The sequence below is a fragment of the Streptomyces sp. NPDC005963 genome, from assembly GCF_040638655.1.
Lineage (GTDB): Bacteria > Actinomycetota > Actinomycetes > Streptomycetales > Streptomycetaceae > Streptomyces.
The window spans coordinates 105,070-131,770 of sequence record NZ_JBEXVD010000001.1; the positions used below are offsets into that span (position 1 = coordinate 105,070).

General features: G+C 68.6%; 20 protein-coding genes. 11 read left to right on the plus strand and 9 right to left on the minus strand.

Going from position 1 to position 26,701, the window contains the following annotated elements; genetic code table 11:
• Positions 1 to 11 precede the first annotated feature (11 nt).
• Positions 12 to 725 carry a 1,4-alpha-glucan branching protein gene (locus ABZ348_RS00345; RefSeq protein WP_358928765.1) on the minus strand — a complete coding sequence of 238 codons (714 nt, stop codon included), beginning with the start codon at positions 723 to 725 and terminating at the stop codon, positions 12 to 14.
• 207 nt (positions 726 to 932) lie between these two features.
• Positions 933 to 4,259, minus strand: coding sequence for a S8 family serine peptidase (locus ABZ348_RS00350; protein WP_358927731.1), 3,327 nt, complete (start codon positions 4,257 to 4,259; stop codon positions 933 to 935).
• 525 nt (positions 4,260 to 4,784) lie between these two features.
• Here ABZ348_RS00350 and ABZ348_RS00355 point away from each other — a divergent pair.
• Positions 4,785 to 5,018, plus strand: coding sequence for a hypothetical protein (locus tag ABZ348_RS00355; protein WP_358927733.1), 234 nt, complete (start codon positions 4,785 to 4,787; stop codon positions 5,016 to 5,018).
• A gap of 220 nt (positions 5,019 to 5,238) precedes the next feature.
• On the opposite strand, the gene ABZ348_RS00360 is transcribed toward ABZ348_RS00355, so the two are convergent.
• Together ABZ348_RS00360 and ABZ348_RS00365 are read right to left on the minus strand one after the other, a co-directional pair.
• Entirely contained in the window at positions 5,239 to 5,985 is a 747-nt protein-coding gene (locus ABZ348_RS00360; protein ID WP_358927735.1) for a GntR family transcriptional regulator, read from the minus strand.
• Positions 5,986 to 5,999: 14 nt separating this feature from the next.
• Complete coding sequence (locus tag ABZ348_RS00365) at positions 6,000 to 6,527, minus strand: VOC family protein (RefSeq protein WP_358927737.1); 528 nt, start codon at positions 6,525 to 6,527, stop codon at positions 6,000 to 6,002.
• A gap of 202 nt (positions 6,528 to 6,729) precedes the next feature.
• Here ABZ348_RS00365 and ABZ348_RS00370 point away from each other — a divergent pair, with 202 nt between their 5' ends.
• The 3 genes from ABZ348_RS00370 to ABZ348_RS00380 all read left to right on the plus strand — a co-directional run bounded on the left by ABZ348_RS00370 (position 6,730) and on the right by ABZ348_RS00380 (position 11,068).
• Positions 6,730 to 8,898: a thiamine pyrophosphate-dependent enzyme gene (locus ABZ348_RS00370; RefSeq protein WP_358927739.1), complete on the plus strand. Its 2,169-nt coding sequence runs from the start codon at positions 6,730 to 6,732 to the stop codon at positions 8,896 to 8,898.
• The gene (locus tag ABZ348_RS00375; protein ID WP_358927741.1) at positions 8,898 to 10,265 is read left to right on the plus strand and encodes a 2-oxo acid dehydrogenase subunit E2; all 1,368 of its coding nucleotides are present in this window, start codon (positions 8,898 to 8,900) and stop codon (positions 10,263 to 10,265) included. Before ABZ348_RS00370 ends, ABZ348_RS00375 begins: the two co-directional genes overlap by 1 nt.
• Positions 10,266 to 10,591: 326 nt before the next feature.
• Entirely contained in the window at positions 10,592 to 11,068 is a 477-nt protein-coding gene (locus tag ABZ348_RS00380) for a VOC family protein (protein WP_358927743.1), read from the plus strand.
• A gap of 58 nt (positions 11,069 to 11,126) precedes the next feature.
• Here ABZ348_RS00380 and ABZ348_RS00385 read toward each other — a convergent pair whose 3' ends face one another.
• Positions 11,127 to 11,534 carry a DUF1992 domain-containing protein gene (locus tag ABZ348_RS00385; protein ID WP_358927745.1) on the minus strand — a complete coding sequence of 136 codons (408 nt, stop codon included), beginning with the start codon at positions 11,532 to 11,534 and terminating at the stop codon, positions 11,127 to 11,129.
• A gap of 358 nt (positions 11,535 to 11,892) precedes the next feature.
• Between ABZ348_RS00385 and ABZ348_RS00390 the strand changes: the two genes are divergently transcribed.
• The gene (locus tag ABZ348_RS00390) at positions 11,893 to 12,282 is read left to right on the plus strand and encodes a hypothetical protein (RefSeq protein WP_358927749.1); all 390 of its coding nucleotides are present in this window, start codon (positions 11,893 to 11,895) and stop codon (positions 12,280 to 12,282) included.
• Between the two features lie 26 nt (positions 12,283 to 12,308).
• On the plus strand, positions 12,309 to 13,568 hold the full coding sequence (locus ABZ348_RS00395) for a hypothetical protein (protein ID WP_358927751.1): 1,260 nt from the start codon (positions 12,309 to 12,311) through the stop codon (positions 13,566 to 13,568).
• A 171-nt stretch (positions 13,569 to 13,739) separates the two neighbouring features.
• Here ABZ348_RS00395 and ABZ348_RS00400 read toward each other — a convergent pair whose 3' ends face one another.
• The gene (locus tag ABZ348_RS00400; protein WP_358927753.1) at positions 13,740 to 14,615 is read right to left on the minus strand and encodes an alpha/beta hydrolase; all 876 of its coding nucleotides are present in this window, start codon (positions 14,613 to 14,615) and stop codon (positions 13,740 to 13,742) included.
• Between the two features lie 431 nt (positions 14,616 to 15,046).
• Here ABZ348_RS00400 and ABZ348_RS00405 point away from each other — a divergent pair, with 431 nt between their 5' ends.
• The gene (locus ABZ348_RS00405) at positions 15,047 to 17,008 is read left to right on the plus strand and encodes an NAD(P)-binding protein (protein ID WP_358927755.1); all 1,962 of its coding nucleotides are present in this window, start codon (positions 15,047 to 15,049) and stop codon (positions 17,006 to 17,008) included.
• Positions 17,009 to 17,263: 255 nt separating this feature from the next.
• Here ABZ348_RS00405 and ABZ348_RS00410 read toward each other — a convergent pair whose 3' ends face one another.
• Positions 17,264 to 19,657: a hypothetical protein gene (locus tag ABZ348_RS00410; protein ID WP_358927756.1), complete on the minus strand. Its 2,394-nt coding sequence runs from the start codon at positions 19,655 to 19,657 to the stop codon at positions 17,264 to 17,266.
• Positions 19,658 to 20,169: 512 nt separating this feature from the next.
• Here ABZ348_RS00410 and ABZ348_RS00415 point away from each other — a divergent pair.
• Positions 20,170 to 21,270 (plus strand): winged helix DNA-binding domain-containing protein, encoded by a 1,101-nt coding sequence (locus tag ABZ348_RS00415; RefSeq protein WP_358927758.1) that lies wholly within the window; start codon positions 20,170 to 20,172, stop codon positions 21,268 to 21,270.
• A gap of 24 nt (positions 21,271 to 21,294) precedes the next feature.
• Positions 21,295 to 21,576: an alpha/beta hydrolase fold domain-containing protein gene (locus ABZ348_RS00420; protein WP_358927760.1), complete on the plus strand. Its 282-nt coding sequence runs from the start codon at positions 21,295 to 21,297 to the stop codon at positions 21,574 to 21,576.
• Here the strand turns inward: ABZ348_RS00420 and ABZ348_RS00425 are convergent.
• Together ABZ348_RS00425 and ABZ348_RS00430 are read right to left on the minus strand one after the other, a co-directional pair.
• Entirely contained in the window at positions 21,530 to 22,291 is a 762-nt protein-coding gene (locus ABZ348_RS00425; protein WP_358927761.1) for an SDR family oxidoreductase, read from the minus strand. The two genes, ABZ348_RS00420 and ABZ348_RS00425, sit on opposite strands and share 47 nt — an antisense overlap.
• Before the next feature lie 188 nt (positions 22,292 to 22,479).
• Positions 22,480 to 23,562, minus strand: a complete 1,083-nt coding sequence (locus ABZ348_RS00430; RefSeq protein WP_358927763.1) for an FAD-dependent oxidoreductase — start codon at positions 23,560 to 23,562, stop codon at positions 22,480 to 22,482.
• Between the two features lie 613 nt (positions 23,563 to 24,175).
• Here ABZ348_RS00430 and ABZ348_RS00435 point away from each other — a divergent pair.
• Together ABZ348_RS00435 and ABZ348_RS00440 are read left to right on the plus strand one after the other, a co-directional pair.
• Complete coding sequence (locus ABZ348_RS00435) at positions 24,176 to 25,897, plus strand: VCBS repeat-containing protein (protein WP_358927765.1); 1,722 nt, start codon at positions 24,176 to 24,178, stop codon at positions 25,895 to 25,897.
• Positions 25,898 to 26,137: 240 nt separating this feature from the next.
• Positions 26,138 to 26,635, plus strand: a complete 498-nt coding sequence (locus ABZ348_RS00440) for a hypothetical protein (RefSeq protein ID WP_358927767.1) — start codon at positions 26,138 to 26,140, stop codon at positions 26,633 to 26,635.
• Positions 26,636 to 26,701 lie beyond the last annotated feature (66 nt).

Genomic DNA, 26,701 nt, shown 5'->3' on the forward strand with positions numbered 1-26,701 from the left:
CCTCAACACACTCAGGGGCGGTGTTCGTGGTGCAGGACGGCGAACGGTCCGTGAGCACGGGTGCCGTCCGGCAGTTGCCAGGGGCCCGTGACACTGCCGTTCGCCTCGTGCGTCGGCGACGACGGGCCGTCGGTGACGGGTCGTAGGATCCGGTGCAGGCGGAGGGTCCTGCCCGACTGCCAGGACAGCTCGGTCCCGGCGTCGTCGTCGGAAACCGTGGCGTTGGGGCCCTCGGAGACGGGGTTCTCAGAGACAAGGTCTTGGGAGGCGGGGTCTTGGGAGACGGGGTCTTCGGCCGTACAGGAGTGGACGACGAGTTCACGGTCGAGGGTGTCGCTGATGTTCTGGTCCTGCGCCTGGACGCTGCCCTCGATCAGGGCGAGCAGTTGGGTCACGGCCACCGGGTCGTGACAGCCGTCGTAGGCCCAGCGCCGTCCCAGGACCCCGTGCTCCATGGTCCCGACGAGCGCATCCTCCGCCCCTTCGAGTGGCGCTCCGCGGTAGGTGAGCGGGACCAGATAGCTGGTCGGCTGGAGGCCTGATGTGTCAGTGACCACCATGAACTCGATGCCGACCTCACCCTTCGGGTCGTCCAATCGGAAGCCACCGGCTTTGGCCAGCTTCATTTCATCGGAGTTGCCTCGGTACCACGGGCGGGAGGGCAGCCAGTGGGCGAGCAGTTCCAACTTGGTCGGCTCAAGGACGGTGTGGTGAATGACGGCCATGAGGGCTCTCTCTTCCGTCGAGCGGATGGGGTGCTCGTACACCCTCCCATCCGGGTGACGGATTCCGGCGGACGCCCCCGTCAGCAGGGAGGCGCAGTGCGGGTGGGCCATCGGTCACGCTCCCTGGGGTACGACGGCGGCCCGCCGAAGACCCGAGAGCCGGGTTCCAGCGGGCCGCCACTGTGCCGTGGAGTGGTGCGGTGGGAACTACTTGCCGAAGAAGGCGTCGTGGACGGTCACCTGGTGGGAGCCGCCCTGCTTGTCGGTGACCTTGGCCCGCAGGGTGACCGACTTGCCCTTGGCCGGGTTCGTCACCTTCGCCTTGTTGTTGGTCACCGTGAGCTTCCGCCAGGTCTTGCCGCCGTCGTACGACGCGTGCGCGGTGAGGGACTTGACGTTGCCGTTCGCCGCCGCGCCCTGGATCTGGAGCGGAATGCTCTGGGTGGCACCCGCCGGGGCAGTGCTGTCCAGGCCGACCCGGGCGTCGGTGAAGCGAACGGTCGAGACCGGGAGGGCCACCTCCTGGTCCGTGGGCGATGCGTCCGCGTGGAACGTCCATTCGGCATCGACCCGACTGCTCGCCCGGGCAATCGTGGCATTGCGCAGGGCGGATGTGGTGAGCTTGAACTCACCGGCCTCCCGGCCGATGGGGAGGACCGTTCCGCTGGTCAGTTCATCGGCGCTCTCGCCGATCTTCACACCGTTGCGGTACAACGTGGTCCGGGCGGACTCGATCGCGGAGGAGCCGGTGTTGCCCTGACCGTCCGCGAACTGGGGCATGGCGGCGAACAACTGACCGCCGAAGCGCCAGAAGCCCGACCGCGTGTCCATCTTCGGTCCGAGTACCGCGGTGTTGAAGTTCTCCCGGTGGGTCTTGCCCACGGCATAGGTCTTGGGCTGGGAGCTCAGCATGACGTCGATCTGGTACGAGCCGTTCGGATCAACTTCGGAGTTCTGGCCGACGTAGAAGTTCCACTTCGCCTTGTCACCGGTGGAGACGTACATCGTGCGAGTGTCGGGCAGGGGCCGCGGAATGCTGAAGCCGGCCATTCCCCAGTGGCTGCCCGGGAAGTCTGCGGTCGGCTCGACGGTGCCCGTCTTACCCTTGGCCGAAGCGCCGATGCCGACCTTCACCGTGGCGAACTCCGCAGCCTTGAAGTCGCGCTGATAGCCGGTGGCCATCTCCTTCACCACACCGCCGGAAGCGGCGTTGTACTCGGTGACGGAGTTCTTGCGCCAGTTGCCGGCCCATACCTGGTGCAGCGACCCGTCCGTGATCTGCGGGCCGATGTGGGCGACGCGCAACGTGTCGAACGAGTCGACGAGGTAGTACCCGCCGACGCCTCCGACCGGGCTGGTCCGCGTGTACTCCATCATGCCGGCTCCCAGAGGTGCCTTCTTGTCCGGCACGGTGAGCTTCACGGGCTTGGTGCGACGGGCGTCGAGCGTGACCGTCAGCGCCTTGGCGACCATCAGCTTGGGTTGAAGCAACACATCGAGCCCCTTGAGGGGGTTCGTGGCGTCGATCGGAGTCCGCGTGTCCACCACGTACTCGCCCTTGGGCAGCCGGACGGTGACGTCCCCGGACGAGGAGTCGAAGAAGTGCGGTGCCGCGTAGGTGGTTGTCAACGAATGGACTCCGGACACGAAGGTCCTGCTGGGCTTTCCGTCCCGTCCGATGTGCTTGAAGGTGACGTCGTACGATTCGACCTCACGTTCGACGGCCGCGGTGGACCGAACCGTCTGGCCGCCCCCGGACGCCACGATCACGGCTGCGTAGTGACCGTCAACGCTGCCCTGCCGGGTGTCGGCGGTGAGATCGACCGAGGCCCTGCCCCCGGCCGGTACCGTGACACGGCTTGTGCCGAGGGTGAAGAGACCGGCGGGTACGGGCTGGTTCTGGGGACCGTGGGCGGTGACCGCCAAGTCGAGGGAGACGTCCGTCGTACCGTCGTTGCGATAGGTGATCTTCTTGGTGACGGGGACGTCGTCGGTGTGCGGCCACAACTGCTTGCCGAGGTTGAGGGAGACCTCCTCGGAGACCACGGTCTGGGCGACCGCGCGGTCCACGGCGATCCGACCGGTGCCCTGCTCGTGCGGAACGTGTCCGACATCCTTGGCGGAGGAGGAGAGCGCGCTCTTCAACTCCTTCGCCTTCCACCCCGGATGCTGCTGCTTGAGCAGGGCCGCTGCGCCGGCGACGTGTGGGGTCGCCATCGACGTACCGGAACTGGTTGCATACCCGGTGCCGTCCGCGGTGGTCCCGGAAGCAGCGGCTGCCGAGATGTCCACTCCCGGGGCTGTCACATCGGGTTTGATCGTGCCACCACCGACCCGTGGGCCGACGCTGGAGAAGGAGGCGAGTGTGTCGTTGCGGTCCACTGCACCGACGGTGAAGGCCTCGTCGGCGCTGCCCGGCGAATCGATGCCGAGCCTGCCCGTGTTGCCTGCCGCCACAGCGAAAAGCACACCCGTCTCGGCCGAGACCTTGTTGATGTGGGCTTCCAGCGGGTCGATGTCCGAGGTGTCCCGCCCGCCGAGGCTGAGGTTGACGATGTCCGCGCCCTGCGCCACCGCCCACTCCATGCCCGCGAGGACGCCGGAGTCACTGCCACCGCCGTGGTCGCTGAGCACCTTGCCGTTGAGGATCTCAGCCTCGGGTGCGACACCGCGGTGGGTTCCGTTCGACCGGGCTCCACTGCCCGCGGCCGTGGAGGCGACGTGAGTGCCGTGGCCGACGCGGTCCTTGGTGTCCGGGGACTCGCTGAAGTTCTGGGCGGCCACCACCCGGCCCTTGAGATCGGGATGGTCCGCATCGACACCGGTGTCGAGGACGGCGATCTTCACGCCCTTGCCCCGGAGCCCGGACTGCCACGCCTTCGGTGCGCCGATCTGCCCGGTGCTCTTCTCCAACGTGGCCTTGCGCACACCATCGAGCCAGATCCGGCTGATCCCGGATGCAGCGGTGCGCGCCTTGCCCTCCGTGTCCTTCGTGAGGGTGTCCCAGAGCTCGGGCGTGCTGGTCACCGCATCCGCGTTGAGGGTCTTCAGCGAACGGTTGAGCTCAGTGCCGTCGACAGCCCGGACGGCCTTGCGGGCGCTGGAGCCGACGGATCCGCCGTACGCCACGATCAGTCGCAGCCCGTCCCGATGTGCCGTGCGGCTCTCCGGCCGGCTCAGTTCGGTCACGTCGAAGAGCCGTCGGTCCAGCTTGCCTTCGGCGACCAGTCGACGGGCGTCATGGGGCACCACATAGGTGTGACCGCGGTCGGTGTACCTCTGCACCGGTATGCCGGCCCGGCCTTCGGCGTGCTGGAAGCCGGTGACCTTGCCCTTGGCGTCGACCCGGACACGGTCGCCCGTGATCAGCGTGACCCAGCCCGATCCGCCGGCAGCCGGCCGCGCCTCTGTTGCACTTCCGCCCGGTGGCGGGGAAGCAGTGGCAGCGCCGGCCCCGGTCATCCCGGCCACCAACGCCAGGGCGACCGCGGCGGTGAGCGCCGCGCCAGCGGCGCGTTGCTGTCTGTTGAACACATGCCCTCCAGTGGGGAGTTGAGCGTGCCGATGCGGCCTCGCTCACCCAGGGAGAAGCGGGATTCACGTGATTCGGGTTGGCCGAGTGTTCGTCAATGTCCGAAAGGGATCGGCCAAGGATCGCATTCGGGCCGAAGTCCTCAACCCGATGAACGAACTGAGTTCCCTTGTTGTCTCTGTCCAACGGGGACCTATGGAATCTATGAGATGGCAGTGTGCAACCTGAGACCCCCGAATTTCGTACTCCGGAGGTGACCGGCACCGGGTACCGCATCGCCAGGGAGGCGTCGACGAACGTCAGGGCAGGGCCGCGCTCCGGGTCCGCGAGCCGCCTGCCCCACCCGGCGGCGCCCGCACCGCGTCCGCCCGCTGGCGGATCCGGCACCCGCTGAGTCGAGCCCGCATCCACCGGTACGGGTGTACCCATTCGGGGGCTCCGAGGCGCGGCATCCGCGGCCGAGTGGCATGGCTCGGTCATGCTGGGGCGCCCGGGATGCCGTGCCCATGTGATCGAAGGAGAACAGGATGCCCAATGACTCCGTCACGCGATTCCTCGCCGCCCTGAGCCCGGAGGACCGGGAAGCGGTCGGCAAGCGGCCGGACGCCGAGCGGGAGAAGCTGGCCGCCGCCTGGGAGGCCGAGTTGGCCAGGGATGACCTCGACACCTTGGACGAGTTGTCGCCTCCGGCCGCCGAGAGCGAGGCAGCGCGGCGGGTGGTGGCCGGAACGACACCGGAAGCCGAGGGGGGCGGCGGTTGAGCGGGGCCGGTCACCGTCCGTCCTTCCGGTTTCCGCGCGCGTCAGGCGTCAGACACCGCAAGGCTCCGGCCGGTGCGGTGCCGCTCACCCGTGCGTACACCCGATGAGCACACCGCGTGCGTACACCGATGCCCCGGAGGGGGTGGGTCGCACCATCGTGGGGAAGCAGTCGCGGGCGGGCGGCTGATGCCCGCCCGGCAAGGCGCGCGAGAACGACGGGTCAACTCGGCTTGGGCGCGGCGGTGTCGAACAGCTCGGGGTGTTGTGCGAGGGCCAGCCGGGTCCTGCGGATGTGCCCCCGCATGACGAGGCCGGCCTGGTCGTCATCACCTTCCCTCAGGGCACGCACCAACATGCGGTGTTCGTCGTGGACGATCGCGCTGCCGTGCTCCTCGAACAGGCGCACGAAGGCCAGTCGGTACTGCTGGGTCATGTTCCACAGCCGACAGACGAAGTCGGCCAGCACGACCGTCTCGGCACCGGAGTACGACAGGTCGTGGAACTCCCGGTCCAGGTGCAAGAACTCCTCGGGAGTCGCCGCCCGTTCCATCTGGGACGCGAGGGCGTCCATCCGGTCGAGCTTGTCGGCCGTCAGACCGGGCCTGCTGGCCCGGAGCAAGAGCGGTTCGATCTGCTCCCTCAATTGGTACGCCTCTTCGCACTCGGCGAGGTTCAGCTGTGCGACCCAGGCCCCGGCGTTCGCCACGAGGGTCACCAGGCCGTCGGACTGCAGGATGTTCAGGGCGCCACGCACCGGAATGCGGCTGGCTCCGTAGTTCGCGGCGACTTCCTCCTGGCGGATCCGGGTTCCGGGAGGCAGCTCCCCGGACAGGATCGCAGCGCGCAGGCCGTCGGCGATGCGGCGGCTGGCGTTGCCGTGCCGGCCTGTGCCCGCCCCGCTCTCCCCAGGGAGGGCGAGGCGGGCGTCCTCGGGCGTGCTCGGGGTGGACGTGGCGTTGTCGCTCACGGTGCGGGGCCTCCTCAGTCTGCCGGGCGCGTCGGGTTCCACAATGTCACTGGTGCCCCCGCTTCATATGCCTTGCCCTGGGGAAAGCTGACCAGCTCCAGCTGCATGCCCCAGGGAGCGAGGAAGTAGACCCAGCGCTGCCCCGCGCTGGCGTTGGAGCTCGCGACCGGTTCACCGAGCACCCTGACGTTCCGCGACTTCAAGTACGCAACGGCGGCATCGAGGTCGTCGACGTAGAACGCGAGATGGTGTCCGCCGATGTCGCTGTTGCGGGGCTGGGGAAGCTGGCCGTCGGCGGCCTCCCACTGGAAGACCTCGAAGTTCGGTCCGGTGCCACAGCGGTAGAAGTACAGCTTGCGCATGATCGACCGCGGGTGCACGTTCAGCTGCTCGCTCATCCATTCCCCCTGTTCGTGCACGAATGGGCCGAGTTCGTAAATGCGCTCGCAGCCGATCACATCGGTGAAGAAGGCATCGGCCTCCTCCAGGTCAGGAACCGTGAATCCGATGTGCTCGGTACCTCTGAAGCCGGGCAGGGCCATATGTCTTCCTCTCTCAAGCCTACGAAGCCCCACCGTAACATTGGATACAATGAGCGACCAGACTCCGGCAAATTCCGACACTTAACCCAGCACGCTATTGCGATTGGATCCTATTAGGTCTACTTTTGCCGCAGCTTCGATGGCGCGACGACGCGCCGTCGCGCTCGATCGCCACGGAGGAGCCTTGCCGCGCCAACGACGTTTGGAACCGATTCGTCCCTGGGTGGAGTTCACCGCCACACAGGCCGACTGGGGGAAAGCCGACCCCGACCTGCTGCGCGGCATGTTCGCCCAGCTACACCTCATCCGAGCCTTCGAGGAGACGGTGCTCGATCTCGCCGGTGAGGGGCTGGTGCACGGCCCCGCGCACTCCAGCATCGGCCAGGAAGGCGGCGCCGTCGGCTCGGCGATCGGACTGCGCACGTCCGACGGCATCAACGGCTCGCACCGCAGCCACCACCAGTTCCTCTCCAAGGCCCTCACGCATGTGACCAAGGGCTCGGTCGACCTCGGGAACCTCGTGGACGACGGGGTGCGCACGGTGCTGCGCCGGACGCTTGCGGAGATCCTCGGACTCGCCCAGGGGTTCACCAAGGGACGCGGCGGTTCGATCCACCTCCAGTGGCTCGAAGCCGGCGCCCTGGGCAGCAATGCGATCGTCGGAGGCGGGGTTCCGCTTGCCGCCGGCAACGCCTGGGCACAGCGCCACTCGAACACCGATGACGTGACCGTCACCTACTTCGGCGACGGCGCGGTCAACATCGGATCCGTCCTGGAGACGCTGAACCTCGCGGCGGCCTGGGACCTGCCCCTGTGCTTCTTCATCGAGAACAACCTCTACGCCGTCTCGACCCGGGTCGGCGAGGTCACCCGCGAGGAACGGCTCTCGGGGCGCGGGCTCGGATTCGGCATCCCCTCCTGGCGCGTGGACGGGATGGACCCCCTCGCCGTACACCTCGCCATGGTCCAGGCCGAGGAGGTCATGCGCAGCGGTGGAGGCCCGTGCATCATCGAGGCCGACGTGTACCGCTACTTCCACCAGAACGGCGGGTACACGGGCAGCGCCTTCGGCTACCGCAGCAAGGAGGAAGAGGCCGCCTGGCGCGAGCGCGACCCCCTGCTGAAGACCGAGCGCGAGATGTCCCGGCTGGGGCTGCTCGACGAGGCCACGGCTGCCGGGGTCCGCGAGCAGGCGCGGGAAGCGATGCGGCAGCTCACGGAGGAGCTCGTCGAAGCCGATCCCGACGCCCGGGGCAAGCGGCGGATCGTGCCCGCGCTCTGGCCAGACCCCGCGACGGCCGACGACGGTCTGCGCGGCGACGCCAGCGAGTTGGCGGGCGCCCGCACCCTGGACCCGGCGCAGTACGAGGGACCTGCCGAGCAGAAACGATTCGTTACGGCGGCTTCCGATGTTCTCGGCCGCCGGATGGCCGAGGACCCGCGGGTCGTCGTCCTCGGCGAGGACGTGCACCGCCTCGGCGGCGGGACCAACGGCGTGACCAAGCGGGCGCTCCAGGTCGCACCCGATCGCGTCCTGGGTACTCCCATCAGCGAGAACGCCTTCGCCGGTCTGGGCGCGGGAATGGCACTGGACGGCCGGTTCCGGCCCGTCATCGAGTTCATGTACCCCGACTTCCTCTGGGTCGCGGCCGACCAGGTGTTCAACCAGATCGGCAAGGCCCGCCACATGTTCGGCGGCGACAGCGCCGTCCCCCTCGTCCTGCGCACCAAGGTGGCGATGGGGTCCGGTTACGGCTCGCAACACCTCATGGACCCGGCCGGAATCTTCGCGACCAGCCCGGGTTGGCGCATCGTGGCCCCGTCCACCGCGGCCGACTACATCGGTCTCTTCAACACCGCCATGGCCCTCTCGGACCCGGTCCTCGTGATCGAGCACGTCGACCTGTACGGGGTGTCACAGGACGTGCCCGAGGGCGATCTCGACTACCAGCTCCCCCTCGGGGTGGCGGCCCTGCGCCGTACCGGCTCGGACATCACCGTCATCAGCTATCTGTCGATGGTGCACAAGGCGCTCGAAGCGATCGAGCAGACCGGCGCGGACGCGGACCTGATCGACCTGCGCTGGCTGGATCGGGCGTCGATCGACTGGGACACGATCGGTGCGAGCATCCGCAAGACGAATGCGGTGCTCATCGTCGAGCAGGGCGCACAGGGGACCTCCTACGGCGGCTGGCTCGCCGACGAGATCCAGCGCCGCTACTTCGACTGGCTCGACCAGCCGATCGAGCGGGTGACCGGCGGCGAGGCGAGCCCCAGCATCTCCCGGGTGCTCGAAGCCGCGTCCATCGCCCAGGTCGATGACATCGCCGCCGCGCTCCGGCGCAGCCTGGCCGCCATGGGAGGCAACTGATGGCCGTTGTCATTCGGATGCCGGAAGTGCTGACCGGGATGGCCGAGGCCATCGTGCTCGCCTGGCACGTCTCACCGGGCCAGGAAGTGTCGGTCGGACAGGCGATCGCGGAGATCGAGACCGAGAAGGCCGCGGTCGACTACGAGGCCGAGCAGGCCGGTACGGTCGCGGGATTCCTCGTCGAGCTCGGCTCCCCCGTCACGGTCGGTACCCCGATGCTCGTGTTGGCGGAAGCCGGTGAAACGGCCGAGCAGGCGATGGCCGAGGCATCCGGCGCGCCAGGTGCCGCATCCGATGGCGAGGGCGACGTCACCGCCCCGGCCGAGAGCCCCACGGCTCCCGACACGGCACCCGCTGCCCGCCAGGAGGGCCAGTCACAGGAGCCCGCCGAGAACCCGGTGCCGGTGGCGGAGCTGCCGTCCCGGGAGCGTCTGTTCGCCAGCCCGCTCGTACGGCGGCTCGCCCGCGATCGGAACGTTGACCTCACCACGGTGGTCGGCACGGGACCCGGCGGACGCATCGTCCGTCGCGACCTCGACCGCTTCAAGGCCGACGAGGCACAACAACACGTCGCATCGACCCCGGCCCAGCCGGCTGCACCGGCGGTCCGGACCGAGGCCGTACCGTCACCGGCGGCCGGCGAGGCGAGCCGACCCGTTCCGCGCGTCGACGACGGCGAGTTCACGGATGTACCGCACACCGGTATGCGCCGTGCGATCGCCCGGCGGCTCACCGAGAGCAAGAGCACCGTTCCTCACTTCTACATGGACATCGACTGCCGCGTCGACGCACTGTTGGAGCTGCGTCGGACGATGAAGGCCGACAACGCCGCGGACACGCCGACCCCGTCCGTCAACGACTTCGTCGTGAAGGCGGTCGCCGGGGCGCTGAGGGACGTGCCCGAGGCCAATGCGATCTGGACCCCGGATGCGATCCGCAGGTTCTCGTCGGTCTCGATCGCGGTCGCGGTCGCCATCGAAGGCGGCCTGGTGACCCCGGTCGTACGCAACGTCGACACCCGATCGATCGGCGACATCGGCCGCACCGTCGCCGATCTGGCTGGACGGGCCAGGGAGGGCAGGCTGAACCAGTCCGAACTCGAAGGAGGCTCGTTCACCGTGTCGAACCTCGGGATGTACGGGATCGAACGGTTCGGGGCGATCATCAATCCGCCCCATGCGGGAATCCTCGCGGTGGGCGCCGCCCGACGTCGCGCGGTCGTCGACGACGACGGTGGCATCACGTCCGCCACGATGATGACCGTCACCCTGTCCGGCGATCATCGGGTGCTGGACGGAGCGCTGGCAGCGCAATGGCTGGGCGCGTTCAAGGCACGCATCGAACACCCGATGCGCATCCTGCTCTGAGCCTGTTCGGAGCGCGCGGCACCACTGAGGGAGCCGACGCGGTGCCGCCTCGCACGGGAGATCCCCGTGGAAGGCGCCCGCGTCGGCTCCCTCAGTACCAGGCGGCATGTCGAGTCGCCCGACCCCCGTGCACCCCGCCCGTCCGCTGCTCGTCGGCGGGCGGGCGCACACGGTTCACCCCAACGCGGGCTCCCCGACTCCCCCGCCGCGTGTGAAACGGCCTCCCCCGAGCAATGGATGTGTCGGAGTGCGATGAGTTCCGAACGGCCGGACGGTCCACAGAGAGAAAGCCGAAAGAACCGCACCACGACGACAAGGGGAATGCGATGCCCGTCCTGACGCCCAATCTCTGGTTCGACACCCAAGGTGAGGAGGCGGCGCAGTTCTACGTCTCGGTCTTCCCGAACTCGAAGATCACGAACGTCTCGCACTACGGCGAGGCCGGCCCGCGCCCCGCCGGCACCGTGCTGACGGTCGACTTCGTCCTCGACGGCCAGCCGTACACGGCGATCAACGGCGGCCCGGAGTTCACCTTCAGCGAGGCGATCTCGCTCCTGATCAACTGCGCCGATCAGGAAGAGGTCGACCACTACTGGACGAAACTCTCCGACGGCGGCCAGGAAGGGCCCTGCGGCTGGCTCAAGGACAAGTACGGACTGTCCTGGCAGGTCGTCCCGGCCGCACTCGGTGAGCTGATCAGCGACCCCGACCAGGACCGGGCCCAGCGCGCCATGAAGGCGATGCTCGGCATGAAGAAGATCGATGTGGCGGAGCTCCACAGGGCGGCGGACGCGACGGTGTAGTGGGCCCGCGGACCGCCACGGCACCGAACGGTCGCGGGACCCGCCTCCGGGCGATGCCTCACTGAGTGGAGCGCCTCGCCCGGCGCCACTCCCGCAGCACCTCGTTCACGTCGAGGCGCTTGATCCCCAGCGGCGGCCCGGGAGGAGGCATCAGCAGAAGGTCCATGATCTTCTTGTTGAGATCGGCCACCCGCTGCCGCACCTCGGACTCGCTCGTGACCTTCGCGAGGGATGCGGGTAGGTCCTCGGCTTGCTTGCGGCACTCGATGACCGGGGAGAGGTAGGAAACGCCTTCCCGTGCCATCTTGGCCTTGATCCACCACATCTCGTCGTAGGGAGCGTTGTCATTCGGCAAGGGCTTTCCGAAGCCGGGAAGGCTCGCGAACTCGCCGCGCTTCTCCGCCTCGTGGATCTGGTGGTCGACCCAGCCCTCGAAAGAGACACCGGGCGGCTTCCGTTGCGTCATGACACCCATGATGGCAAACCGCAACGGCCTTCGGTACGGCGGTTCCTCCGGGGCGGTGCGGACCCACGCCGACAAGACCCGGTGTGAGGACTGTTGGTCCCTCACGTACGCCGAAGGGTGACGGCCGTGGTCCGCCCGTCCGGTCGAACGACTCCGACTGAGCACCCCGAACAGATGGGCGGTCGCCACCTGCTCGGCCGAGGTTCGTTAGGGATGGTGTACCCCGTCCTTGTCCCTGCCAGCGCCTCTCGTGGCGGACCCTGTGAGAAGCGGCGGGCAGGTCGATGTCGGGATGCGATGGTCGCCGACCGCGGACCGTCCGTTGAACCGTTGAACCGCTGGGGAGGAAAGCGTGGTCGTGTCGAAGACCGTGAAGGTAGCGATCATGGCGTGCGCGGGGGCGGCGATCGCCTCGACGCCCCTGTACTGGCTCCTCGACGGCCCAGGCAGCGGCCGTCTGGTCGCCGCTTCCGTTCAGGGCGCCACAGGAGTCGTCACCCTGGCATGGAGCCTGCTCACCACTCCCGGCACTGCCGAGCCCCCTCCCGTAACGAAGGTCGTCGATGTGGTGACCGACACGGGTAGTGCGAGCGCGAGCGCCGGTGGTACGGCGGTCAGCGGCGGGCTAAAGGGGAGCGGCGCCGGAAGCGTGTCGATCCGGGTACGGAACTCCGGGGACGCCACGGCGGAAGGTCCCGGCAGCCTCGCCTGCTCGGGTGTGTACACCGCCGACGGGCGAACGACCTGACGAGGGGTTACGCGGGAAGGTCCCGGATGGTCGCGCAGGAGGACCAGCCCGACGAATGTCGTCCCGTACCCCTGGGTCGCGATGCGGCCCGGTCGGGTGATGTGTCTGCGGACCCCTCAGGGATTCAGCCGCTGAACGGGACAGCGGCGCTCCACGCCACGGATACGGGGAGCGCGTACGCGGGCCCCGGGGGCTTCGCCAACACCGGCATCGTCCAACTGGTGATGGACGCCAACGCGGCCGAGCACTTCAGTACGGCCTTGGTGTGGAGGCTGCTGAAGGCCATCGATTCGCTGGAGTCCCATCTCCGACGACTCGATGACGGGCCCCTGGCGCCCACACGGGACATACGGACGGTCCAAGCCGAGCGGACCCGGCTCCGAAAGCGGCTAAGACTGGCGGAAGCGCAGCTCAGGCGGGCGAAAGCCGACAAGAAGCGGGCCAACCAGTTGCGGAAATCCGCCGAGCAGCGGGCCGAGAAGTGGGCTCTTCGGCACGCCCGGACGGGGCAGGTTCCTCAAGCCCCGGCCCACCGGCAGCGACTCATCGAGCCGGCGCCATCACCCCGTGTCCAAGGGGATGACCACGGAGAGTTGTTGCGGGACATCGCCCACGACCTCGACCGCAACGCACGGGAACTCGGCCGTCTGCGCGGACTCCTACGGGCAGGCCGACGCAATCGTCCTGTCACAGTCTTGATCGCAGTAGTGGTCGTGCTGCTGGTCGCCGTCGTCCTGAAGACGTCCTCCACTCCGGGGTCGGGCGCGCCGGAAGTGCACGACTCCAAGAGGAGGGCGGCGGACGGGCTCACTGCGTCGCCGTTCCACTCGGTGCCACCGGCGCCTTCACGAGAGGCGCGGATGTCGCCCTCCGCCACCCCGGACGCCCCGGACGCCCCGGACGCTCAGGTGAGAAGGACCAGCCCCGCGCCGAGACCATCGTCGTCACCGGTCGCGTCGTCGAACAAGTCCGCTCCCCGGCCGTCGACACCGCGGAAGGCCGCCCCTCCGCCGGCGCCGGCGAGCCGGGCAACCGGCCAGATCTTCATCGTCCGGGGACACCGCAACGAGATGAACGTGAATCTGACCGGTTTCGAGCCGGACGAAGACGTCATGATCTACGCGTACACGGATGCGGACTCCACCGACGGTCCGTTCGACCAGAGGATCCACACCGTCGATGCCGACGGCAACCGTGAGTTCGGCGCCTTCCCCATGGAGGCACCCGGCCGCTATTGGGTCGTCGCGTCGGGCGTCAAGTCGAATGTCATCACCTGGTCCGGGTGACAACGGCCGGCACCTGCTCGGGGCCCGGGCTATAGCCCGGGCCCTGGGGCATGTCGTCGACCGCTCGTCTCGGATGCACGACCAGGCTGTCGACGGCCCGTCCCGAGGCGTTCCGGGGCGTTCCGTCGGGCGCACGACCGGGCCTCGACGACACTCCCTCGCGCTGTTCCGCTACTCGGCGTTGCCGACGGTGGCGTGGGCCGCCTTGCGGATCTGGTCGGCGACAAGGTCCGGGTGGGACATCATCGCCACGTGGGAGGAGTCGACCTCCACGGTGTGGGAGTTGGCCCTCTTGGCCTCGAAGCGCTCCAGGTCGGGGGCGATGGCCTTGTCGTTCTTCGCGACGATGAACCACGACGGGATCGTCCGCCACGCGGCGGCGGTCGCGTTCTGTGCGAAGCCGGCCTGGGCGACCGGGCGCTGCTCCACCGCCATGACGCGCGTCTGCGCCTCGGGGAGGTCGGCGGCGAACACGGCGTGGAACTTCTCGTTCTGGATGTACAGGTCGGTGCCGCTGTTGGTGCCGTCGGTATAGGGAACCGGGCGCAGTGCGGTACCGAGGTCGCTGCCGGCGAACTTCGTGGACAGTGCGGCCGGGTTCTCGCCCACGTCCGGCATGAAGGCCGATACGTACACCAGGGCCTTCACGTTCTCGTTTCCGGCCGCTGCCTGGCTGATGACCGCCCCACCGTACGAGTGCCCGGCGAGCACGATCGGGCCCTTGATGCTCTTGAGGACGGAAGCGACGTAGGCGGAGTCGCTGAGGACGCCGCGGAGCTGGTTCGGTGGGGCCACCACCGGATATCCGCGGTGCTGTAGCCGCTCGACCACCTCGTTCCATCCGGACGCGTCCGCGAACGCACCGTGGACCAGGACCACGGTCGGCTTGACTCCCTGTCCCGTGGGCTCCGGGTTGCCGGCGCCGGAGGGGTCACCGCCGGCCATCGCGGGGCCGGTCGCGAAGACCGCCGCCGTCAGCGCGGCCGACAGGGCGGTCACGCGGACTATGCGCCGCCGCGCACGGGAGGAGGAGGGTGGTACAGCCATGGGAGGTCTCTCTTCTGCTAGGGGAAGGGCTGTCGCCCCACCCTTCAGTCGCTGCCGCCCTTCCCGCTCTCCCAGACAGGCGGGAGAGTGAAGCCCCCGGCCGTCCGGGTGACGCCCCTTCGGCGCAGTCGCCTCCGACGTCGGGTCGGGGGCCGTCGGGGTGACCGCACGGCGGCCCGACCCGTATCTGGCCGGTGGCGGACCTGTCCCGGCGGCGAGGCGTTCCGGCGGCTGGGGGCCGGCGAGAACGGGAGGCGCCGCGGGCGATATCCGTCTCTCAGTACGACACCGAGCGAGATACGCAACTGATTTCGTATCAGAAGCCCTATGGAACAACGAATTTAGTTATTACAAAGCGGGTTATGTGCGGTATAGCATCCGCAACTAGCAATCCAGGTCCGGAATCCGCACATCTCTCATAGGGGTTGGGTATGCCCAGATTCAGCGATCGCGAGCTAGGAATGTCCCGGAAAATCACCCGCAGGGACTTCCTGGACGGTGTGGCCGTCACCACCGCCGGTGTGGCAGCCGCGGTGGCACTGCCCGGCGTCGCCCAAGCAGCCCCGGGCCCTCGCCCTGACAAGGGCCACGGTCATGGACACGGGCACGGGCACGGGCACGGTGGACACGCCCCGTACCCGCCCACCGAGACGGGTCTCAAGGGCCAGGGCGCCGGTTCTTTCGAGGTGGCTCACGCGGTACGGGACGGCAAGTTCACCCCCGGCTCCGTCAAGGACACGCGCGAGTCCTACGACCTCGTCGTCGTCGGCGCAGGACTCAGCGGACTGGCAGCGGCTCACTTCTACCGCAAGGCCGTCGGATCGCGCGCCCGCATCCTCATCGTCGACGCCCTCGACGACTTCGGCGGACACGCTCGGCGCAACGAGTTCCGCGTGGGCCGCCACACGCTGCTCTCCCACGGCGGAACCGTGAACATGGACACCCCCAGCACCTGGTCCCGCGAGGCGTACAGGCTGGTGACCAGGGATCTCGGTGTCGATCTGAAGGCACTCGAAGCCACGGTGAAGTCCGATGCGTACCAGCAGTACGGACTGCGCAGCGGGACGCTCTTCAACTCGGAGCGTTGGGGCAAGGACCGACTGGTGATCCGGGAGTCCGGCGAGTCCTGGGCGTCGTACGTCACCAAGCTCCCGATGAGCGATGCGAGCAGAGCGGCTCTCGTCCGGCTCTACACCACCACCGAGGACTTCTTTCCGGGCCTGACGGACGCCCAGAAGAAGGCGGCGCTGGCTCGTACCCCGTATGAAACCTATCTGCGCGAGAAGATCGGGATGGACACCGACGCTCTGGCGATCATGAGACGCGGTACCAACGGGCTGTGGGGCGTCGATGTCGACCGTGTGGCCGCGGCCGACGCATGGGCGACCGGGCAGCCCGGCTTCAACGGTCTCAACCTGGCGAACACGCCCTGGCCGGGTGCCGGATTCACACCCCTGATGCAGCTCGCGGCGACCGAGGGCGACGGTAACTACTACTTCCCCGAAGGCAACGCCACCCTGGCACGGCTGCTCGTCAGCAAGTTGGTGCCGGACGCGTTCAAGGACCGCCGCCTCGACTGGACCGAGGCGCCCACGGCGACCGCCCGCTACGGCAACCTCGACGACTCCGACTCTCCCGTCCGCATCCGGCTCTCCAGTACGGTCTTCCAGGTGCGCAACGAGGGCCGCCACGGTGCGACCGTCAGCTACTCGAAGAACGGACGCAGCTACCGGGTGCGCACCAAGGGCGTGGTGATGGCCTGCTGGAACTCGGTGGCTTCCTACATCGTTCCCGAGCTGCCCGCCGAGCAGGTCCAGGCGATGCGCTACGGCGTGAAGGTGCCGCTCGTGTACGCACGAGTGGCCCTGCGGGACTGGCGGGCCTTCGCCAACGCGCGAGTATCGCGGGTGAGTACCCCGTCGATGTACTTCAGCAGTTTCGGGCTTCCGACGGTGACCGAGATCGGCGACTTCACGATGCCGCACCGCCCCGAACTGCCGACGGTCATCGCCCTGTCCGCAACCCCGAACCAGCCCGGCCTCGGCGCCTGCCGCGAACAGCACAAGGCGGGTCGGCGCGCCCTGACCAGGATGCAGTTCGAGCACTTCGAGCGGGAGATCCGGGACTCCATGGCCCGCTCCCTGAGCGACCACGGGTTCGATCCGGGCAAGGACATCACCGCCATCACCGTGAACCGCTGGGCACACGGCTACTCCTACGAGTACAACTCGCTCGACGACCCCGCGCTGTTCGGGCCCGAGAGGCAGCGGCCGTACGTCTTGGCTCGCCGTCCCGTCGGCCGGATAGCCATCGCCAACTCCGACGCCGAAGCCTTCGGCTACACCCACGCGGCCTTCGATGCCGCCTACCGTGCCGTGTCACACCTGGTGTGAGGAGAGCAGGACCGTACGGCGAGTGTTGGGCCCGGACATGGGGAGCGGAGTCGATGACCGTATCCCCGGCTGGGCCTTCCACAACACGGTGACCGACGCGGGTCACGTCCCGTGTGCTGCTTCGCCTCCGCAGCCCGCCCCGGCCCGTCGACACGGGCCGGGGCCCACTCACCCGAGGGTCCGATCTTCCGTCGCCTGCCAGGTCATGGCCCGGCACGGTAGCGGCAGGGCAGATCGAGCGGTGGCGCGGCCGAGTCAGCGACCGTGGCGGCGGCGTGCCCTCCGCCTCAGGACGAGGAAGACACACGCCAGAACGAACACCGTGAGCAGAGTCGGCAGCCACCGAACCGCCCCGGACACGACTTCACCGGGGAATTCATCCCCACCGTCCGACGCATCAGGCCCCCTGCCCACTGCACCGCTGGGCGCGCCCCCGCCCAGCCACACCTGCCCCTGTCGGGCGTCCGTGACGGGCCGTGCCAACGACTGGGCCACATCCCGGGCCAGCGTGGGCCAGCGTTCCTCCAAGCGGTCGGCCGACAAGGAGGTGTAGCGGACGTTGGTGAAGTCGACACCGCCGTAGATATACGTCCTGGTGTACTCGGTGTTGCCCTCACGGGTGCGGTGCGTCACCTTGAACTCGCCCTTGGTGTACGAGCGTACGTACCGGTCGAAGGTGTCGCGCGGCTTCCAGCTCTTCGTGGTGGTGTACGCACTGATGTCACCCTTGTCGATCATCCCGGCGTACGTCGTCTCGGTGCGGGCGCTCAGTTGGCGGTACCACTCGGCCGCGACCCGGCTGAGGTACACGCGCCGCAACTCGGCGTACTCCGGTGCCTTGTTCACGGCGTCGACCACCTTGGGCAGGATCATCCGCCGAAACACGGTCTCATTGTGTTCCTGCACCGAGGTCGACTGCTCCGGGCAGGACATCGCCGCCCTGGCGCCGCGGGACTTCAGGTACTGCGTTTCCATCTGCACGTCCAAGGGAGCATCGAGGATGTGCAGTTCGTCGCCCTTCTCGTGCACGGTGGCCGGCGAGGGCACGATCCAGGTGCGGAACGACATGCAGTTGCCGGAGAGTGCTTCCCAGTAGTCGGCGCCGAGTTCGGTGTCCGGATGGATAAAGGTACCGGTCGTCTTCTTCAGCAACAGATCCGCCTCCAACAGCACCCGCCCCGCATCGGTCCGCCCCAGTTGCGAGTCGACGATCCGATCGGGCTCGTTGGGGTTGAGGTTGACCCAGAACGTCGAAGGATCCAGCTCCAACCAGACGAAGAAGGCGTCGGACGAAGCCTCGGCGCCGGCCAGCCCCACGGATCCGCCTCCCCCGCCCGAAGCGGACAGGGGAGCCTTGAAGGCGTAACGCAGACCGCCCCGCCCCGCACCGGGATCACTGAGGTAGCGCAGTTCGAGACGGGAGAAGTCGATGCCGCCGGGCGCCTGGTGCGGCGCTGTCAGGCCCTGTACCAGACCGCCCCTGATCTGCTCGTCCACGGCGTCACAGCCGGCGATCCGCCGTGTCGAGTGGACCGCGAACCGGAAGGCGGAGGTGCCGGTGGCCGCGTGGCCCTGCGCCTGTGGCCTGGGACAGTTCGGAGGGACCGCGGCGAAGAGGGACCTGGCGGCGGTGTCGGCCTGGCGCGCAGCGCCGATGTCCTTGCGGAGGTTTCCGCGGGCCGTGGCGGCACGAACGGTCTCGATGTCCCTGTAACGTTCGGTGATCCGCTGCTTGGCGGCCTCCGCGGCCTCGCGGCGAACAGCCACCGCCTCCAGTTCCTTCTTGATCACCTTCCGTTCGTTCGCACGCTCTCCCGCAGGGAGCTTGGTCGCCTTCTGTGCCCGTGCGACGAGTTCCTTCTGACGGTTCGCGACCTTTCGAAGCTCGGCATCGGCCTTCTTCAGCTCGGCGTCGCGCTGCGCCCGCTCCTTCCGGCTCAGGCCGTACTCCTGGGCGTGGTAGGTGGGTGTTCCGTCCTCGATGACCTCCTCGTCGCAGTTCTCGCACGGGCCCCGATCCGTGTACCAGGACAGGGGTTTCAGAGCTGCCGCGCCCGTCCTGTTCTCTTGCAGCACGTTCTTGATCAGCTTTTCGGAGTGCAGGCCCGTCTTCTTCCGTCCTTCGCGTACACCGGGAAAACTCATCGCCCGCACCATCAGCAGGTTCTGCACGCCCTGCTCATGCAGTTCCCTGTGATCATCGGGGCGCAGATAGCGCTTCCACATGTCCAGGGGCACCAGCTTGAAGTCGTACGCGGGGGCCTCTTCGGGGCGCCCCGTACCCATCAGGGACTCAAGTTCCCCGGCGGTCCGTCCACGAGGATCGACGAGCGCAACGGCGACGTTGGCGAACTCGCTGTAGCCGTTGGCGTACTGACCCGACTCACTGATGTAAGCCCCTCTGTACTCGGTGCCCAGCCGGTCCCGGAAGTCGAATCCCTCCTGGCTGAACTGATCCTCGTAGTACGGGACGAGTCCCCCGGCGCCGTCCTCGACGGACCGGGTCGCCGCCCGTGCACTGGAGACGACATCGCCGTCTCCGGGGCCGAGCAGCGAAGCCGCCGCGAACCCCGCCAGACAGCAGACGGCCATCCACCGTCGCCAGCCCGGCGCACGTGCCCGGAGCCGTTTCCCCGTGTTCTCGCGCATGGTCGAGTGCACCCCCGCTTGTGCGCCTGTGAGTCACCGGAGAACGTAGCCCGAGGGCCGAGGATCCGGCGCTCGTACAGTGCCCGTTACCCCCGAAAGAGCTGCGTCCGGACGGTGGACGGGTGTCGACGCACCGCACGGAAGGGGCTGATGCAGATACCGGGGGAGAGCGTTCACTCGGCTGCGGGCGTCCGGGTTGCGGTCACAACCTGTCCGCAACTCCTGCGATGGTTGGACCGTGGCAGAGACGAGAGTCAGGGGGAACGTCCTGAGAGGGACCGTCCCTGCTCAGGCCGCCGTTGGCAGGGGGACAGCAGGTCCGGATCTGGAGACATGCGCACCATCGAGGGGAACGGCATCACCGTGACAGCACACCAGCAGGCACAGACCCACCGCCCGATCGGCCCGTGCCATCCGACCACGAGGGCCACCCGTCGGAGGAGGAACGGCTCCCCCATCACCGGGCCTCAGGCGCTGACCGCCGGTGGACCGGCGTTTCAGGACCCCATCCGATGAGCGTCCTCGACTCCCGGGCACTGAACCGTGCCACGCTCGCCCGACAGTTGTTGCTCGATCGCGCCGACCTCACCGTCGTCGACGCCGTCGCACACCTCGGCGGTCTGCAAGCGCAGGAACCACAGGAGCCGTTCGTCGGGCTCTGGTCCCGGCTGACGCCCTTCGACCCGGCCTCGCTCTCGAACCTGCTGGTCGAACGGCACGTGGTGCGGACTCACCTCATGCGCCGTACCGTCCATCTCGTCACCGCGGACGACGTCCTGGCCTGGCGGGCACGGCACGACGGCATGTTGCGCCAGCGGGTGCTCGGCACCTACCGACGCGAACTCGACGGGGTGGATCTCGAAGAACTCGCCGCGGCCGGTGCGGAGCTTATGTCCGACGGCGAGCCGCGCTCGATGTCCCAGCTCGCCCGGGCGCTCGCGGACCGCTGGCCGGATCCGGGACCGCGCCCTCTGGGAGAGGTCCTGATCGCCGCGCTCCTCCCGACGACGCAACTGCCGCCGCGCGGACTCTGGCGCACCAAGGCGGGAGCACGGTACGCGCTGCTCTCCTCCTGGCTGGGCCGTGACGTCGACCCACCCGCCCCCCAGGGCACCGATCCGGTCGGTGAAGCACTGGTACGGCGCTATCTGGCCGCGTTCGGCCCCGCAGCATCGGCCGATCTCCGCGCCTGGTGCGGCCTGGCGGGACTGCCGAAGGCGGTCGCAGCGGTGCGCGAAGAACTGGTGGCCTTCCGCGACGAGCGGGGTCGTGAACTGCTGGACCTCCCCGACGCCCCGCGCCCCGACCCCGACACCCCTGCCCCGGTCCGCTTTCTGCCCGCCTTCGACAATGTGATCCTCGGTTACCACGATCGCAGCCGCATCATCGACGACGCTCATCGCGGCCTGTCGGTCGCCGGCGAGCGCGTCGTCCTGCTCGACGGCAGGGTCGCCGCCACCTGGACCGTCGCTGCGGACACCGTGGTCGTCACCCCGTTGTGCCGCTTCTCACCGGCGGACCGGACCGCCGTCGCCGAACAGGGAAGCGCACTGGCGTCGTTCCTGTCGGACGGCGCCAGCCAACGCGTACAGATCGCCGCCGCTCCTCGGTGAGCCACGGCCGCGAGGTGGTTCGTCATGATCATGGGCAATGCCCGGTCCGTCCTTCCCCAGGTGCTCCGCGCATGGGCCGCCCCGCTGGGGTTGGCGGTTGCCTCCGTGGCGTACCGACTGGCCCCACGGGCGCAGTATCCCGAACCGATCGAGGACTGCTACGCCGGCTTCGACTGGGTGGCGGCCCACGCGGCTGAACCCGTCATCGTGGGCGGGACGAGTGCGGGCGGTGGGCTGGCCGCCGCACTCGCCTCCGCGATCACACCGCCAGATACCCTCCGTCGACGGGGATCGCCGCGCCGGTGACGAAGGACGAACTGTCCGACAGGAGCCAGGCCACTGCCTCGCCCACCTCGTGGGGCTTGGCGAACCGGCCGAGCAGGTGTCGCTGTCGGAGGGTGTCGAAGACGCCGGAGAAGGTGGGCTCCTCCGCGATCCGAGCGACCATCGCGGTCTCCACGATGCCGGGCAGTACGGCGTTGACCCGGATGCCGTGCTGTCCGTAGTCCGCCGCGGCGGCGCGGGTGAGTCCGATGACGCCGTGTTTGGCAGCCACGTACTCACTCGCGTTGGGGACGGCGACCTGGCCGAGGGCAGATGCGGTGTTGACGATTGACCCACGGGTGCCGGATTCCAGCATCGCCGTGATCTGGTACTTCAGGGAGTAGAAGACGCCGGTGAGATCGACCCGGATGGCCCGGTCCCACTGCGCCCCGGTGAGCTGGTGCAGGGGGGTGGCGGCCTGCTCCACACCGGCGTTGTTGAACGCGCCGTCGAGTCTGCCGTAGCGGTCGAGGGTCCTCGCCACCAGGGCCTCTGCCTCCTCCTCCACGGTGATGTCCGCCCGGAGGAATGCGGCGTCCCCGCCGGCCAGGCGGATGGCCTCGGCGACCTCCTCACCGCTCTCGCTGATGTCCGTAACCACGACCTTCGCACCTCGGCTACCTAGCAGCCGCGCTGTCTCCGCACCGATCCCGCCGCCCCCACCGGTCACGATGACCACCCGGTCCTTGATGTCCATGGCTCTGCGCTCCTCACACACTGTTAGAGATCTGTCTGTCGAACACCCTGCAGAAACGTTCACTACGAGGAATCGTTTCTGCGTTGGGCTGTCCTGCGCTGCCCTCCCCCGGGCGCCTCCCTGACCGGCGGCGCCCGGTGGCCCTGCTCCCGGTCCCCAAACGAGGGGCACGGGTTGATTTCACAGGCTCACTTGCGCAGCCCGAAGGTCTCGGCGAAGCGACCGACCATCAGATCCGCGCCCTTGTACTGAGCGGTCACCTCGGGGCCGAGCAGTTCGCCGCCGGGCAGTTCCGTGGCACCTCCGGCGGGGCCCAGCGGCAGGAGGATGGCCGCAGGACCGGGCTCGTACGAGGTCAGCTCCCTACCGCCCTGGATGAGGGAGGTGATGTTCCCCGCGATCACTTCGGCGTGCTGCATGGCTGCGCCCGCCCGCTTGGCTTCGGCCACGTCCGTGATGTCACCGAGGGCGAACACCGTGGTCTGGCCCTTCACCTGAAGACTGGGAAGCACCGCGACATGGCCGTTGCCCAACCGCGCCGGAGCGAGTGCGCCCGCGAGATAGTCACTGGCGGGTGTGACCCCGTAGGCCCGGAACCACACCTGGGCGCTCACTTCGGCGCCTGATCGAGTGCTGACGGTGAACGCCCCCGCGGTCCCGACCTCGGTCGGCGGGTCTTGGACGAGCGAGTCCCCGAGCAACAGTTCAACACCGAGGTCGTCGAGCTGACGCAGGATCTCCTCGCGGAACGGATCGGAGTAGTCGCTCAGGATGCTCGGGGCCGGGTCGATGATGACGACCTGCTTCTGCGGCCACTGCGCCTTGATCTCCCCCGCGAACTCCAGGCCGACCGGCCCCGCTCCGAGCAGGAGCACCCGGTCCGCGGCGGTGAGCTGCTTCTGCGTGGCGCCGAACTTCTCCAAGGAGGCCGAGGAGTCGTCGAGGTCGCTCTTGGCCGGGAAGGGGTAGCCGGAGCCGGTGGCCAGCACGATGTAGTCGGCTTTCAACACCGTGCCCGAGGCGAGCGCCACCGTGCCGGGCTCGACGCGGACGGCGCGATCGCGCACCACACGGCCCCGGCTGAGCAGATGGTCGTAGGGCAGGAAGATCTGTGGCGCGAAGTCCGCGTCGACGGCGGCACGCAGTGCGCCGACGTTGTGCAGGAAGGCGTCCTTGGGTTCGACGAGGGTCACATCGGCGATGGCGTCGAGGGCCTTGGCAGCGGCGCTACCGCCGTATCCGCCACCGACGATTACAACTGTGGGGTGCATGGTTTCTCCAGTACGAGCATGGGGAGCGGTGTGGAATCGGAGTGATCCACAGGCCCTATTGACCGGATGGCGCGAGGGCGCACACGCGTGTCACCGTGCGGCGTCGGCCGCGCTCGGACAGCGACCGGAGCAGGGTGGGAACGGGTGGGCAGCAGGCCGGGTCCGTGGCGGCCGGAGGGACCGGGGCTGTGGTACCGCATCAGGTGGCACAAGGACTCCAGGAGCAGGGGCCTGTCGTTACGACTCCTGGAAACTGTACAACCGTCTACTTTTATTCCCCGGGTGGAGCGGCCGACTGCGAACGCGCCCGATCCCGCTCGGGTGCCGGCGGACATGCGGGTCGGGGCAGATACCTGCGCCCGGACCGGTGCACACCATCGGTGCGCGGTGGGGGCTGCCGCAGGCATCGGAGTTCAGCAGGGCGTTCCGCGCCGCGTACGGCGTGTCCCCCCGGGACTACCGTCACCTCGCACTCGGCGCACCGGGTGTGCCCTCTCGGGGCGGGCGGCAAGGCGCGCTCCCACCGTTCGGCCGGGGTGCCGTCCCCCCGATCGATTCGGCTGACGGTGGGGCGTGTTAACGTCCGCCGATCGGTTGATTGATGGGGGTAGCTTTGCGAAAGCTTGTGGGAACCGGTGTGGTGGCTGCGCTGCTGGTCACCGGTGGTGTTGTGGGTGCGGGGACGGCCGTGGCGGCCGGGGATCCGACGTTCTACTTCGACCCGGTCCGGGACATGGCCTTGGAGCCCGGTGTGGGGTGGGAGGAGTTGTCGCCGCCGGCGACCGGGGGTCAGCACAGCGGTGAGGGGGACGGCACGTACGTCTACGCCCTGAGCAAGAAGCCGCTCACGGATGCGCGCTGGTCCAGCGGTGGGGCGCCGAGCGGGTTGAAGGTGGACCCGACGGGCGGCTGCAAGGCCAAGGCCGGGATCGCCGGCGTGTATCTGTGCGATGTGAAGGGCTGGAACAGCCCGGGGCCCGAGGTTTCGGCGACACGCACTGCGGCGAACGGTACGACCCTCTACTACGGTCTGGTCTACGTGCCGCGTGGGAAGAGTGTCGACGCGGGCATCAAGGAAGCGCAGACCGCGGGCTCGAAGGCCATCGGTCCGCGTCGGGCGCACGCGACGGTCACGGCGAAGACCAGGGCCCACGTCGCACGGAACACCATGACGCTGTCGACGCCGACGCTGCCGGCCGGCGGCTCGGTGCAGCACACGGTGAAGCTGCACGCGGTTGACAAGGGCGAACTCCAACTGAGCCTGTCCCAGGCACCGGGCTTTCGGAGTTGGGACGAGGGCGAGCTGAAGGTCAGCGTCGACGGTGTGGCCGCGGGCGGTGCCACCGGTGCCGAGTGCGATCACTCGCTCGGGGAGCTCGGTTGGGGCAACGACATTCGTTGCACCGTCAAGAAGTCAGGCGACTACACGATCACCTACCGGTTGAAGGCAGCGGCGACCGCTCCGGCGTGGCGACTGCGGAACACAGCGGTCTACGAGGTGTACACCTTCGGCACCGGAAACCCGCAGAAGACATCGGACTTCGCGGTCAGCAGCTCGATCCCGGTGATCGAACGCTTCCGGGTCGTGGGCCGCGCCGCTGACGGCGACCTCTACGACTACAGCGGCACGGGCAAGGGCTCGAAGCCCTTCGCTTCGGTCGAGTCGGTCGGGCGCAGCGTGAACTGGAACCAGTACTCGGCGCTGACCCGACTGGGTCCGTTGACCGTGCAGAGCTCCGGTCCGGGCGCGGTGGCACGGGACAAGAGCGGTGTGTTGTGGTTCTACCGGACGTCCGGTGACGGCGGCATCTTCAAGAGTCGGCTGAGGGTCGGCGGGGGTTGGAACACCTTCACCTCCCTGACCGGTGCATCGGATCTGACGGGCGACAGGAAGGCCGATCTGCTGGCGCGGGACAGCGCGGGCGCAATGTGGCTGTACCCGGGCACGGGCAGCACCACGGCCCCCCTCGGCGCCAGGACGAAGGTCGGTACCGGCTGGAACATCTACAACGCGCTCGTGGGCGGCACGGACGTGACCGGTGACGGCAAGGCCGATCTGCTCGCTCGGGATTCCGCGGGCAAGTTGTGGCTGTACCGGGGCACGGGTGCGGCGGCGAAGCCGCTCAGCGGTCGGGTGCAGGTCAGCGCCGGCTGGCAGGTCTACAACGCGTTGGTGGCACCGGGCGACCTGAACTCGGACCGCAAGGCGGACCTGATCGCCCGGGACGCCTCTGGTGCGATCTGGTACTACCAGGGCACGGGTGACGCGGCGAAGCCGTACGCGTCCCGAGTGAAGGTCGGCACCGGCTGGAAGAAGTACAACCTGCTGTTCTGACGTCCCGGAAGGGCCGTGACGGCCTCCGTCCCTCGTGGGCGGGGGCCGTTGCTCTGCCGGGACGCGCCGGTCCGTGGACCGTCCGGGACACGAGTTGGGCGCTCCGGCGGCACACCATCACCTCCTTCAGGTGAACCGGACGGCCTCCGGGCGTATCCGGCTGCTCAGGGACAAGGATCGTGTGGGCGGGTGATCCACTCTCCCTTCCGTACGTCGGGTTCCGAGGAGAGGGCTGCACCAATGTTCACGAGAAGAATCCATGTGCCCGCCTGGGCGGTCACGGCCGTGGTGCTGCTCGGTAGTGCGGGCGCGCCGACGGTGGTGTCGGCGCCTCCGGCCGCCGCTCAGACGCGGACCGTTTCCGCGGTGCCGCCGCAGCAGAACATTCCCGAGCTGGAGGCGGGCGGCCCGGCCAAGAGAGTGGTCATTCCGCCGGACCGTCAGGTACGCCGCGGCCCCGGCTATCTCGACGTCGAGGCGCCGCCGTACACCAGGATCGTCGCGCTGAACATCAACTGCGACGCCCCGGGATGCACTTCACGAGTCGCTCCCGACGGGTTGAGTGCGAGCGGCTACTTCCCGGGGAACCGGGTCACCTTCGCCCGTCCCGTGACCGTGGATCTCGCCGCCGACTACGACGCACCCTACGAAGGCGGCTACTTCTACGGCTCCTTCACGTTTCTCGGCGAGACCCAGACGTTGACGGTCAGGATCCTGCCGGAGCCCGAGGACTTCTGAGCGGGCTGATCCCCAACGGCAGGGAAGTTTGCCCTTCGAACCCCGGCCCGGTCGGGGTTGTATGGC

What these genes read in the sequence shown, in the direction of transcription:
- ABZ348_RS00345 (WP_358928765.1), bottom strand. Translation starts at nt 725, where the DNA reads ATGGCCGTCATTCACCACACCGTCCTTGAGCCGACCAAGTTGGAACTG.
- ABZ348_RS00355 (WP_358927733.1), top strand. Translation starts at nt 4,785, where the DNA reads ATGCCCAATGACTCCGTCACGCGATTCCTCGCCGCCCTGAGCCCGGAG.
- ABZ348_RS00365 (WP_358927737.1), bottom strand. Translation starts at nt 6,527, where the DNA reads ATGGCCCTGCCCGGCTTCAGAGGTACCGAGCACATCGGATTCACGGTT.
- ABZ348_RS00375 (WP_358927741.1), top strand. Translation starts at nt 8,898, where the DNA reads ATGGCCGTTGTCATTCGGATGCCGGAAGTGCTGACCGGGATGGCCGAG.
- ABZ348_RS00380 (WP_358927743.1), top strand. Translation starts at nt 10,592, where the DNA reads ATGCCCGTCCTGACGCCCAATCTCTGGTTCGACACCCAAGGTGAGGAG.
- ABZ348_RS00385 (WP_358927745.1), bottom strand. Translation starts at nt 11,534, where the DNA reads ATGACGCAACGGAAGCCGCCCGGTGTCTCTTTCGAGGGCTGGGTCGAC.
- ABZ348_RS00395 (WP_358927751.1), top strand. Translation starts at nt 12,309, where the DNA reads ATGGTCGCGCAGGAGGACCAGCCCGACGAATGTCGTCCCGTACCCCTG.
- ABZ348_RS00400 (WP_358927753.1), bottom strand. Translation starts at nt 14,615, where the DNA reads ATGGCTGTACCACCCTCCTCCTCCCGTGCGCGGCGGCGCATAGTCCGC.
- ABZ348_RS00405 (WP_358927755.1), top strand. Translation starts at nt 15,047, where the DNA reads ATGCCCAGATTCAGCGATCGCGAGCTAGGAATGTCCCGGAAAATCACC.
- ABZ348_RS00410 (WP_358927756.1), bottom strand. Translation starts at nt 19,657, where the DNA reads ATGCGCGAGAACACGGGGAAACGGCTCCGGGCACGTGCGCCGGGCTGG.
- ABZ348_RS00415 (WP_358927758.1), top strand. Translation starts at nt 20,170, where the DNA reads ATGAGCGTCCTCGACTCCCGGGCACTGAACCGTGCCACGCTCGCCCGA.
- ABZ348_RS00420 (WP_358927760.1), top strand. Translation starts at nt 21,295, where the DNA reads ATGATCATGGGCAATGCCCGGTCCGTCCTTCCCCAGGTGCTCCGCGCA.
- ABZ348_RS00425 (WP_358927761.1), bottom strand. Translation starts at nt 22,291, where the DNA reads ATGGACATCAAGGACCGGGTGGTCATCGTGACCGGTGGGGGCGGCGGG.
- ABZ348_RS00430 (WP_358927763.1), bottom strand. Translation starts at nt 23,562, where the DNA reads ATGCACCCCACAGTTGTAATCGTCGGTGGCGGATACGGCGGTAGCGCC.
- ABZ348_RS00440 (WP_358927767.1), top strand. Translation starts at nt 26,138, where the DNA reads ATGTTCACGAGAAGAATCCATGTGCCCGCCTGGGCGGTCACGGCCGTG.